An 11,529-nucleotide genomic window follows, 5' to 3' on the forward strand; every position below is an offset into this window, starting at 1 on the left:
GCGACAAAGCGCTTTGATCCTGGTCAATTACTGGCGCTCCCACCTTTTTCCGGGCGACGCCCAGTACATCAAAAAGAACGTCGCGCGTGCCGAGCATGGCCTCTCCATCCTGACGCCTCTTGGTGGCGCCTCGGGCGAGGCGGCAGTCCAGGCGGCAATGTCGTCGTCCCGCTGCAACGCCGTATCGGTTCGCCCGACAGGCAGGGTCGCCGAACCGCGAATTGATCAAGATACTCGTTCAGATAGGCAGCAGCACATGTCCACCGATCTCATGCCGAATCGCTACAGACCTGGCGAATCCGATCTTCCCAGGCGCGAGTCCGAGCTAATTGCTCGCCGTGACGACGTTCTGGGGGCCTCCTATCGGCTCCAGTACCGCCGGCCCGTGCACTTCGTTCGCGGCGAAGGCATGTGGCTCTACGATCCTGACGGGCGGGCCTATCTCGACTTCTATAATAACGTGCCGTCTCTCGGCCATTGCCACCCGGAAGTAATCGCCGCAATGGCTGAGCAGGCGGGCCGAATAAGCGCCAACACGCGCTATCTCGAGCCGAAACTTGTCGACTATGCCGAGCGGTTGGTTGATACTTTCCCAAACGAGCTCGACCGTGTGGTTTTTACTTGCACGGGGAGTGAATCCAACGATCTGGCCCTGCGTATCGCGCGATTTGCGAGCGGCAACGAAGGTGTGATCGTGTCCACCTATGCGTATCACGGCACGAGTGCGGCTACCGCCGCGGTTTCGCCGAACCTGGGCGACGCAGTCAAGCTCAGCCCATTCGTGCGCATGGTAACCCTACCCGGGCCGGCGGGCGTGCCGGAAGCCCAGGCTGCGGACTTTTTCGAGGCACAGATTCGTTCAGCCATTATGGATCTGAACCGTCGTGGCATAGGCGTTGCGGCCCTGCTCATCGACAGTATTTTTTCCAGCGATGGCGTATGGGCAGATCCTCCTGGTTTTATTGCCGGCGGAGCTACGGCGGTGCGGGAGGCAGGTGGCCTCGTCATTGCCGACGAAGTTCAGCCGGGCTTTGGGCGAACTGGCGCCCATATGTGGGGCTTCGAGCGGCACCGGACCGTTCCGGATCTTGTTACCCTCGGCAAGCCGATGGGCAACGGATTTCCAATTGGCGCCGTCGTTGGTCGCAGAGCCCCGATGGAGCAGTTTGGCGCCACCGCGCGCTACTCGAACACGTTCGCCGGAAACACAGTTGGAATAGCTACCGCGGACGCCGTGCTAATGATCCTGCAGCGTGACCAAATTCCCCAAAAGGCGCTTGCCACGAGCCAGCGCCTCCGAGCCGGACTGGAAAAGATCGCAAAGCAGCATCATGGAGTTCGTGCGATCCGAAACGCCGGTCTTTTCTTTGGCATCGACATGGGGCCTGAGGACACACCGGCCGCGGGCCGGCGTGCAATGGCTTTGGATGTGGTCAACGCGATGCGGAATGACGGCGTACTTATCAGCACGACAGGGGCCAATGAGGATACACTTAAAGTGCGCCCTCCGCTCGTTTGCCAAGCCGAGCATGTGGACCTCTTCCTTGCATCCATGGAGCAAGCGCTCATCAAGGTCGCAGGCTAGACCGCATACCGCAATGTGCGGAAGCGCTCACCGAAGGCAGCCTATTGGAATAGATGGCGCCACCGGCGCGCGTCCCTGCGCCTGGCGAATGACGCCTAGAAATAGCCGAGGATCGATTTGACCTCGAGATACTCCAGCATGCCCTCGAGTCCGTACTCGCGTCCGTTTCCGGATTGCTTGAAGCCGCCGAACGGCGCGTGGGGGTCCCACGTCGGGTAGTTGAGATGCACCTGCCCGGCGCAGATTTGCGACGCGACGTCCTTGACGACGTCCATGTCTTTGCCCTGCACATGCGCCCCGAGGCCATAGACGGTGTCGTTGGCGATGGTGACGGCCTCCTCCACTGTCTCGTAAGGAATGACGCAAAGAACCGGGCCGAAGATCTCCTCCTGGGCAATACGCATGCCGGTGCGCACCTCGGAAAAAATCGTCGGTTTGACGTAGAATCCGGCATTCAGACCGCCGGGACGGCCCTGTCCGCCGGCGACGACCTTCGCGCCTTCCGAAATCCCGACGCCGATCATCGTCTGAATCCGGTCGAACTGGGCGCCGTTGGCGATTGCGCCATGGGTGGTGGTCGCCGCGAGAGGATCACCGACAACGATATCGTCCGCGGCGCGCCTGGCAATCGACTCGATCTCGGAAAGCTGCGCGCGCGGCACGATCATACGCGTCGGCGCACTGCACGACTGGCCGAGATTGCGGAAGGCGGCGGCGATGCCCAGCGAGACGGCGCGATCGAGATCGGCGTCCGGGAGGATCACATTCGGCGACTTGCCGCCGAGCTCCTGCGCGACGCGCTTGACCGTCGGCGCTGCCGCCTGGGCCACCGCGATGCCCGCGCGGGTGGAGCCGGTAATCGAGATCATGTCGACGTCCGGATGGGAGGCGAGAGCCGCACCGACGCAAGGGCCGTCGCCATTGACGAGGTTGAAGACACCGGCCGGGAAGCCGGCTTCTTCGATCGCCTCGGCGAACATGAGGGCGCTCAACGGAGAAAGCTCGCTCGGCTTCAGCACGACCGTGCAGCCTGCGGCGAGCGCCGGCGCGACCTTGGCGGTGATCTGGTAGAGTGGCCAGTTCCACGGTGTGATCAGCGCGCAGACCCCGATCGGTTCGCGAGTGACGGCGGTGTGACCGCGCTGCTCGACGAAGGGGAAGGCCGTCAGGACCTCGCGAGCGACCCGCACATGGGCGATCGCCAGCGGCACCTGCGCGGTGCGCGCATATGCGATCGCCGCGCCCATTTCGAGGGTCAGGCATTGCGCAAGCAGCTCGGTGCGAGCCTCGAGCAGCGCCTGCAGGCGATCGAGCAAATCCGCGCGGTATTCCGGCTTGGTACGGCTCCAGGTGGCGAATGCCCGGCGGGCCGCTGAAACGGCCGCGTCCACGTCCTCGCCGTTTCCGAGCGGAAATTGCGTCACCACTTCTTCCGTCGCCGGATTCGTGACGGCGGCCTGGCCAGTGCCCCTGGGCGCGCGCCATTCGCCGTCGATGAAGAATGTGCCGAGGCGGCCGTTGCGAGACAGGTGCTCGAGGGGCGTGGTCATGTCACTAGGTCCTTCATCCGATAGTAGGCGCCGAGGACTCGGCAGGAACCAGGGACGCCCGAAATATCCGGGGATCGCCGGCCAGCGGAACTTCTACCAGCCGCGGATCCGCTCCCACCGCGCGTCGATCTCCGGACTTCCTCCGTTGACGACGCTGTAGAAATCGTGCTGGCCGGCCATCGCGCAGGCGTGGTTTGGCAGGATCCGCACCCGGGCACCGACCCGAAGGTCTGGCATGCTCTTGGCCGAGCCGCTGCGGATCGCCATGATGCCGTGTTCCTGGCTGGCCTGTGACACGATCACGTCTTCGAGCACGCGACCCGCCTCGTCGCATACCAGGCCGTAACCCTGATCTACCCGCTGGCTCGCGGTGCCGCGATCGCGCGAGAGCGCCATCCACCCCGCGTCGACAAGCACCCAGCCCTTCTCCGGCTTAACGCCGACCACCGTGGCCAGCACTGAAATCGCGATGTCGTCGACGGCACAGACCCCGACTCCATGCTGGACGAGGTCGAAGAACATGTAGACACCGGCGCGCAGTTCGGTGACGCCATCGAGATTCTCGGCGAAGTGTGCGGTGGGCGTCGAGCCGAGGCTGACGATCGGGCAGGCATGGCCTCGAGCGCGCAGAATTTCGGCGGCTCGCACGGTGGCTGAACGCTCGTTCTCGGCTGCCCTCACCAGAGCATCGGGCGTGCTCAAACCATAGGACTCGCCCGCATGGGCGAGGACGCCGACGAGGTGGGCGCCCGCCGCGACCACCCGGTCGGCGACCTCGATGAGCTTGGGATCGTCCGGCTTCAGCCCACCGCGATGGTCGTCGCAATCCAGTTCGATGAACACGGATGGAGTAACGCCCGTGGCCTTGCGCACATCGGCCAGGGCATCGGCCTGTTCAACGGTATCAAGCAGCAGCTTCAGGTCGACGCCGGTGCGGCGGCACAGCTCCGAGGCACGCAGAGCCGAGGCCGGCGACAGGCCGACGGCATAGGTCAGGTCGCGATAGCCGTGGCTGGCGAAGTATTCCGCCTCGGCGATGGTCGAGACCGTGATCGGGCCGGGTTCAGTGGGGAAGACCTGTCGGGCGACGTCAATGCTCTTGGCCGTCTTCATGTGCGGGCGCAACACAACGCCAAGGTTCCTGGCGTGGTCGGCGAGACGGTTTATGTTGCGCTCGAGCTTCCCGCGATCCAGCAGCAGCGACGGTGTGACAAGGCCATCGATCTTTTGGACCGGTTCCAGCGATTTCGCGTTCGTTTCCATGTTCTCGATGTTCCTCATCACTAACCGAAGGACTGGTTCGCCAGGGCGTACATGCAGGCCGCACCGTCGGGCATTGGTCGCCGCCCCTTGACCATGGCGCTGGCTCCGCCGACCCTGACAAGGCCCAGGCATTCCAGCCAGTCGCCCAATCCATGCTCGGCATAGACGTCGATGCGCACGAACTGGCCGTGGAGCCTCGAAAGCTGGTCTAGGATCAGGCGTTGCGCGTCTTCGGCGCTTTCCGCGGCCACTGGGCCGACAACGTAGCCGCGCCCGAACTTCCTGGCGATCGCGTAACCGGTGACCCGTCCACGGCGGTCGATCACCACCACGTCGCCCACATTTGCAAGCGCAGCGACCATCGGCCCGCGAGGCATTCCGGTGGCCCGTTCGTCGAAGGCGCGGAGTGCCGGCAGGTCTGATACCGTCGCCGGCCTGATGTCGGCGCAGGCCTTCGCGGGTACGGGGACGTTCAGTTGGCCCTGGTGCTGAAGCACGGTGCCCCAAACGGTGAAGCCGCGTCGTTTGTAGAGCGTCAGCCCATCTTCGGTCGAATTGAGCAGCACGTTGCGACCTTCCGTCGCCTCAAGCAACGCGTTGAAGAGCCGCGAGCCATTGCCGCCGCCTTGCGCGGAGCGGGTGACGATGATCATCCCGGCCGAGGCATAGGCCTGCCCGTAGTTCCACCACATTGCCGACCCGATCACCTCGCCTGAACGCTCAAGGACAAGGCCCTCGCCCACCCTGGCAGCAAACTCCCAGTCCTCGCTGCGGTAAGGCCAGCCCATTTCCTGCGACAGCTTCAGCGCGCCCGGCACATGGCTGATCTCGAACGCGGTCAGCTCGGTCGGATCGCCGACGATGTCATTGTTAAGCCCAACGGCCATGCGCAAGACGCCTTCGATTTACCCAGAGATCGAACCTCAAGGTGCCGTCCGGAGCACAGATTTCGCTGCTGTTTTGCCCGTTCAGATCAGCGAGACTATTCGTTTTGAGCCATTCCTCGGCATACCAAACTGCGCAAAGCGGGCGAAGTATATCCGGCGCCTCGTATCGCCTCGCTTTCATCGTTTGGCGATCCGTGTTGCGCCCGCACGGTTCACAACGGACGCGATCCAAGCCCCGCAATCGCACAGTCGCAACACGCCCCAACGATGAACAGCTTGTTGCTCAGGAGGTATTCGGGATGATCTACATCAGCGAAGAGGACTCAGCCGCCCTGGTCACCCATGAACTGGCTTTCGACGCCGTGCGGAGAGCTCTCGTTGCTGCCGCTTCGAAACAGAGCCTGGTCTTTCCCGCGGTTCTGGGGCGTGCACGGGAGGCGACCAATACCTTCTCAATCAAATCCGGTTCGTCGGACGAGCTGACCGGAGTCAAGATCGGCTCCTTCTGGTCGGGCAATCCCGCGCGCGGCCTGCCCCGCCACAACTCCACCGTCGTCCTGCTCGACCAGGAAACCGGACGCCTCGGCGCCGTGATCGAGGCGGGCAAGGTCAATGCCTATCGAACAGCCGCCGCCGACGCGGTGGCGGCCGACCTTCTTGCCCGGAAGGACGCCAAGGTGCTGGCGATATTCGGCGCCGGCAACCAGGCGGGTTTCGAGGTCGCGGCGCTGGCTCGCATCCGTCCGGTCGAGACGGTATTGGTCGTGGCCGGACCTTCACCGCGACGCGACACTTTTGTCGAGCGTATCCGCGCCAAAGACCTCGCGGCGCGCGCCGTCTCGGCCGAAGACGCCGTGCGTCAGGCGGACATCGTGGTCACTGCAACCCCCTCGCGCGAGCCACTGTTTCAGGCCCATTGGGTGCGTGACGGCGCGCACGTCGTCAGCATGGGATCGGATGCGCCCGGCAAGCAGGAATTGCCGACAGAATTGCTCTCGAGGGCAAGCCTCTTCTGCGACTTGCCTTCACAGTCCGTCCAGATCGGCGACTTTCAGCACGTGCGCGACGAAATCGACGCCGGCATGCTCGCCCTAACGGCGATCGGCGATGTGATCGAAGGCCGCGCGCCGGGACGCCGCTCCGACGAAGAGATTACCGTCTTCGACAGCTCCGGCATCTCCCTACAGGATCTCTACATGGCCGAGGCGCTGATCCGCGCTGAGGCGTCCCACCGCTGATCTAGCGCACGAGGGATTTGACCGGCATCTACTGCATACCTGCTTAGCCAAACGAAATCTTGCATTCTGCTTCCAGCCATCGAGCAAGATCGTGGGCTTTCCCAGACAGTTCAGTTTGTCCTATCCATATGAGCCCGTAGTGGCTTCCGTCGGGATCGAAGCCGACCGGTGCGATGAGCCGCTCTCTATCTATGTCGTCGGTTGCGAGGACCATGGGACTGAGGGCAACGCCCAACCCCGCCGATGCGGCTTCAACGATCAGAAAGTGATGGTCGTAGAAGCGAATTTCCGTTGGGCGCAGCACCGAGGGGTGGAGGGTTGGTGCGCGTCAGGCCTGACTTCCGGCTGACCTTCAGATGGCGGCAATGTCCAGCTTCGAGCCGTCGACCAGACGCGACAGGCGGAACGGTGTAGGATCGACGCAAGGCGTGTCGTTTACGACGAGCTCTGCGGCGAGATGGCCAAGCCCCGGGCCCAAACCGAAGCCGTGGCCCGAGCAGCCCGCCGCGAGGACGAGGCCTTTCACCCCGTCCACCTGCGACACCACAGGCACTGCGTCCGGCGTGCAATCGACGAAGCCGCCCCAGGCGCTATCGATCTCTATATCGCCGAGTTGAGGGAAGGTTTTCCGGACACTCTCCACCACTTGGCTTACCAGCCATTTCAAGGGTGGAGGATCCAACACGCGATTCTTTTCGAAGATCCGATCGTCGCTGGTCAGGAGCGCCGGCAATGAATCCGGCCCCGAAACGAACGATTGGCCGATGCCGAGCCTGACGTTCTTCAGGCGACGCAAGAACTGCGGCATGAATTCCCGGCTATACCGAATAGCCTGGGGCGTGATTTCGAGGTTCGCCTTGCCGCTGATCGCAAGCGTATAGCTGCCGTCCAGTCGGCGCGTGATCGTGCAGTAGGGTGTGGAGACCGCCTCGCCTATGTTGATTGTCGGGGTGGAACGCAGCGCGGTCTGCCGGATGCTCGCTTGGGGGAAACTGATTCCGAGCGGCCTCAGGAAGCGCGAGGCCCAAGCGCCAGCGGCGCACAGCACCGCGCTGGTTCTGATGTAGCCCTTCTCCGTGTGCACGCCCGCAATCTTGCCATTGGCCAAGTCGAGCGCCCGCGCGGCGCATCCCTGGTGGATCGTGGCGCCCAGAGCTCTGGCCCCATCGGCGATAGCCGGCGCGGCGAGCGCAGGTTCGGCCTTACCGTCCCGGTCCGAATAGGTCCCGCCGACCCATTTGTCGCGCGTTTCGGGGACGCGCTCGGCCACTTCCGCCCGGCTCAGCACGCGGGTGTCGACGTCGTACTCCCTGGCGACCTCGCGCCACTTTTCCCAGCCGGCGAGCACAGCCTCGTCGTGGGTTGCATAGACGAGACCGCAGCGTCGAAATCCAAGGTCCCGATTGATATCGCGCGTGAGCTCGTCCCACAGTCGCATGGAGATCACCGAGAGCGGCAGTTCGCGCCGATCGCGGTTCTGCTGGCGGCACCAACCCCAGTTTCGGCTCGATTGTTCACAGCCGACGTGGCCCTTCTCGAGCAGAGCCACAGAGAGGCCACGTTTCGCCAGGAAATAGGCGGCCGTAGAGCCGAGGATGCCGCCGCCGACGATGACGACGTCGGCCTCGGCCGGGAGACGCTCATCGCTGTGAATGCGTTCGACTCGGGGCGACATGTTCCAACCAACCTCGGCTGCCAAGAATGCGGAAGCAAAGTTCCGATCAGCCCTTCATCGCATCGTGCGCTCGAAAGAATGTGCCGAAATCAACTAGGACTTCGCCAGATGTGCGGGTTTTTGATCGCTTGATCGATACGAGCTGCTCAAGCCCGACCGAGTTTCAGTTCGGCGCAGGGCGGCGCAACCTGCTCGTGAGTCCGTTGGATCGCGCTTGAGGGTCTTGAGCCTACGAGCGAAGTTGTAAGCGGCAACGAAGTCGGTGAGGTGTTATCTGAGCCTGATCGTGGCCCTCGTAGTAGAAGCGTTTGACCGTGTCGTCCTGGATCGTGCGGTTCATCCTCTCGACCTGTCCATTGGTCCAAGGATACTTGGCCTTAGTTGTGCGGTGCTCGATGTCGTTCGTGGCGCAAGCATATTCGAAGGCAGGCGCCCAGAAGCGTTCGCCGTCGGCGATGGCCTCTTTGATCAGCCGCAGGGCCGAGCCTCCGGCATCGGATGTGGTGAACTGGATTCCATCGTCGGTGAGCACGGTGTGGATCTTATAGGGAACGGCCGCGATCAGCCGGAGCAGGAACTCTCTGGACAGTGGTGGCCTTCTCATGCAACTCCACGAAGGCAAACTTCGAGGTACGATCGATGGCGACGAACCTGTGCAGCTTGCCCTGTTTGGTTCTCACCTCGGCGATGTGTATATGGAAAGTAGCCGATCGGATAGCTCTTGAACTTCTTCTTCGCCGGCCGTTCGCCTTCGACATCGGGCAAGCGGCTGACGCCTTGACGCTGCAGGCAGCGGTGCAATGACGAGGGTGTCAGTTGCGGGATTGTCGGCTGCAACGCATAGAAGCAGTCATCCAGCGGCAGCAGCGTATAGGGTCGAAAGGAGACGATGACGGCCTCTTCCTCGACCGTGAGCACGGTCGACCGCGCGTCCTTCGGCCAGTCGGTAGATCGATGACACAGGTCCGACTCCGCAACTTCGCGACGGTCTTCTGGTTGATTCCATAGCGCTTCGCCAGCGCCGTCAAGCTTTCTTGACTATGTTGTATCGCTCGACGGACTGCCGCTGTCCCCGGATCGTGCCATGCCCGCCCGAGAATGGATTATGGCTTCCGCCGAAACTATCCATTTCTATCCGATTGCGCGCCGTGCTCCGAGCCTCTGCACGAGCTCAAGACCTCCAGCCCCACCGCCAACGACGACTATTTGCGTTTTCATTCCTGCTTGCCCGTCCCTAGCGGAATGCCTCTCAATACGACCAACCGCGTGTCACCGGCTGCGCGCCAGATGGCAATCAAGTCTGGATTCGATAACCCTGAACATAAAGCAACGTCATCGTCGCCCTCAGCAATGGGTAAATCGCGCTGCTCCCGGGCGTTCATGTCGGATGATGAGCCTTGATCTCGCCCCAAGTGCCTCCGTCACCAGTCCATCACCACCTTGCCGGAATTTCCGCTGCGCATGGCATCGAAGCCGGTCTGGTAGTCGTCGATGCCGATGCGGTGCGTGATCAGCCCGGTGACATCGAGCGGGCCCTGCACCAGCGCGATCATCTTGTACCAGGTCTCGAACATTTCGCGCCCATAGATCCCCTTCAGGGTCAGCATCTTGAAGATGACCTTGTTCCAGTCAACCTCGAAGCCGGTCGGCGCGATGCCCAGAATCGCGATCTTGCCGCCATTGTTCATCGTATCGATCATGTCGCGGAAGGCGGCCGCCGAGCCCGACATTTCGAGGCCGACGTCGAAACCCTCGGTCATGCCCTCGTCGCGCATCACGTCGCGCAGCTTCTCCTTGGAGGCGTCGACGACATGATGAATCTTCATCTTCCGCGCAAGTTCCAGCCTGGAGGGATTGATGTCGGTGATGACCACCTTTCTCGCGCCGACCGCCTGCGCCACCAGGGCCCCCATGATGCCGATCGGCCCGGCACCGGTGACCAGCACATCCTCGCCGACCAGGTCGAACGAAAGCGCGGTGTGCACGGCATTGCCAAGCGGATCGAAGATCGCAGCCACCTCGTCGGGAATGTCGTCGGGGATCGGCACGACATTGTGCTGCGGAATAGAAAGGTATTCGGCGAATGCGCCCGGCCGGTTGACGCCGACGCCGAGCGTGTTTCGGCACAGATGCCCCCTGCCGGCGCGGCAGTTGCGGCAATGACCGCAGACGATGTGCCCCTCGCCCGCCACGCGCTGGCCGATCCTGTATTCCGTCACCTCCTTGCCGAAATCCGCGACCTCGCCGACGAATTCGTGGCCGGTCACCATCGGCACCGGCACGGTCTTCTGCGCCCACTGGTCCCAGTTGTAGATGTGGACGTCGGTGCCGCAGATCGCCGTCTTCTTCACCTTGATCAGCACGTCGTTGGGGCCGATCTCCGGCACCGGCACCTGTTCCATCCAGATGCCGGGTTCGGCCTTTGCCTTCACGAGTGCGCGCATCATGTTGGACATCAGGAAATCACTCCCAGTTCGCGTCCCACTTCCCCGAACGCCGCCACCGCCCGGTCGATATCGCCCGCAGAGTGAGCCGCCGACATCTGCGTCCTGATGCGCGCCTGCCCCTTCGGCACAACCGGAAAGGAGAAACCGATCACGTAGATGCCGCGCTCCAGCAGCATGTCGGCCATTTTCGAAGCAAGCACGGCGTCGCCGATCATCACCGGGACGATCGGGTGGTCGCCGCCGGCAAGTGTGAAACCCAGCTTCTCCATGCCGGCGCGAAAACGGGCTGCATTGTCGTAGAGCCGGCGGCGCAAGCCGCCGCCCTCTTCGATCATGTCCAGCACCTTGAGCGAGGCTCCCGCGATCGCGGGCATCAGCGTGTTGGAAAACAGATAAGGCCGCGAACGCTGGCGCAGCCATTCGACCACTGGCCTGCTCGCGGCCGCGTAGCCACCCGAGGCGCCGCCGAGCGCCTTGCCGAGCGTGCCGGTAAGGATATGGACCCGGCCCTCAACGCCGCAATATTCCGGCGTGCCGCGGCCATGCTCGCCGACGAAGCCGACGGCGTGGCTGTCGTCCACCATCACCATTGCGTCGTATTCCTCGGCAAGGTCGCAGATGCCTTTCAGGTTGGCGATCACGCCGTCCATGGAAAAGACGCCGTCGGTCGCGATCAGGCGGAAGCGCGCGTCGGAAGCCTCCTTCAGCCGCTCCTCCAGCTCCCTCATGTCGTTGTTGGCGTAGCGGTAGCGGCGCGCCTTCGACAACCTTATGCCATCGATGATCGAGGCGTGGTTGAGCGCGTCGGAGATGACCGCGTCCTCCTCGCCGAGCAGCGTCTCGAACAGGCCGCCATTGGCGTCGAAGCAGGAGGAATAGAGGAT

General features: G+C 63.1%; 9 protein-coding genes and 1 pseudogene. 2 read left to right on the forward strand and 8 right to left on the reverse strand.

Translation table 11 applies throughout. From position 1 onward, the window contains the following. The first annotated feature begins 256 nt into the window (after positions 1–256). Entirely contained in the window at positions 257–1,585 is a 1,329-nt protein-coding gene (locus tag EOA85_RS02940; RefSeq protein WP_127208309.1) for an aminotransferase class III-fold pyridoxal phosphate-dependent enzyme, read from the forward strand. Positions 1,586–1,680: 95 nt separating this feature from the next. Here the strand turns inward: EOA85_RS02940 and EOA85_RS02945 are convergent, their stop codons facing one another. The 3 genes from EOA85_RS02945 to EOA85_RS02955 form a co-directional block, all read right to left on the reverse strand. Next, positions 1,681–3,135 (reverse strand): aldehyde dehydrogenase family protein, encoded by a 1,455-nt coding sequence (locus EOA85_RS02945; RefSeq protein WP_127208304.1) that lies wholly within the window; start codon positions 3,133–3,135, stop codon positions 1,681–1,683. Between the two features lie 93 nt (positions 3,136–3,228). Continuing rightward, positions 3,229–4,398 carry an alanine racemase gene (locus tag EOA85_RS02950; protein WP_127208305.1) on the reverse strand — a complete coding sequence of 390 codons (1,170 nt, stop codon included), beginning with the start codon at positions 4,396–4,398 and terminating at the stop codon, positions 3,229–3,231. Between the two features lie 20 nt (positions 4,399–4,418). Next, entirely contained in the window at positions 4,419–5,285 is an 867-nt protein-coding gene (locus tag EOA85_RS02955; protein ID WP_127208306.1) for a GNAT family N-acetyltransferase, read from the reverse strand. A gap of 299 nt (positions 5,286–5,584) precedes the next feature. On the opposite strand from EOA85_RS02955, the gene EOA85_RS02960 reads away from it, so the two are divergent. Continuing rightward, a complete protein-coding gene (locus EOA85_RS02960) occupies positions 5,585–6,523 on the forward strand; it encodes an ornithine cyclodeaminase family protein (RefSeq protein WP_127208310.1) in 939 nt (312 codons plus the stop codon). A 43-nt stretch (positions 6,524–6,566) separates the two neighbouring features. Here the strand turns inward: EOA85_RS02960 and EOA85_RS02965 are convergent, their stop codons facing one another. The 5 genes and pseudogenes from EOA85_RS02965 to EOA85_RS02985 all read right to left on the reverse strand — a co-directional run. After that, entirely contained in the window at positions 6,567–6,827 is a 261-nt protein-coding gene (locus tag EOA85_RS02965; RefSeq protein WP_348627873.1) for a LysR substrate-binding domain-containing protein, read from the reverse strand. Between the two features lie 48 nt (positions 6,828–6,875). Next, positions 6,876–8,198 carry an FAD-binding oxidoreductase gene (locus EOA85_RS02970; RefSeq protein WP_127208311.1) on the reverse strand — a complete coding sequence of 441 codons (1,323 nt, stop codon included), beginning with the start codon at positions 8,196–8,198 and terminating at the stop codon, positions 6,876–6,878. 273 nt (positions 8,199–8,471) lie between these two features. Then, positions 8,472–9,226, reverse strand: a pseudogene (locus tag EOA85_RS02975) (IS481 family transposase); the annotation flags it as partial. A 393-nt stretch (positions 9,227–9,619) separates the two neighbouring features. Next, positions 9,620–10,654, reverse strand: coding sequence for an L-threonine 3-dehydrogenase (tdh, locus tag EOA85_RS02980; protein WP_127208307.1), 1,035 nt, complete (start codon positions 10,652–10,654; stop codon positions 9,620–9,622). Then, positions 10,654–11,529 (reverse strand): glycine C-acetyltransferase (locus tag EOA85_RS02985; RefSeq protein ID WP_127208308.1); only part of this gene is annotated, 876 nt, incomplete at its 5' end. The genes tdh and EOA85_RS02985, both read right to left, overlap by 1 nt.

Origin of the sequence: Mesorhizobium sp. M5C.F.Ca.IN.020.29.1.1 (genome assembly GCF_003997375.1) — a bacterium.
GTDB classification, from domain to species: domain Bacteria; phylum Pseudomonadota; class Alphaproteobacteria; order Rhizobiales; family Rhizobiaceae; genus Mesorhizobium; species Mesorhizobium wenxiniae.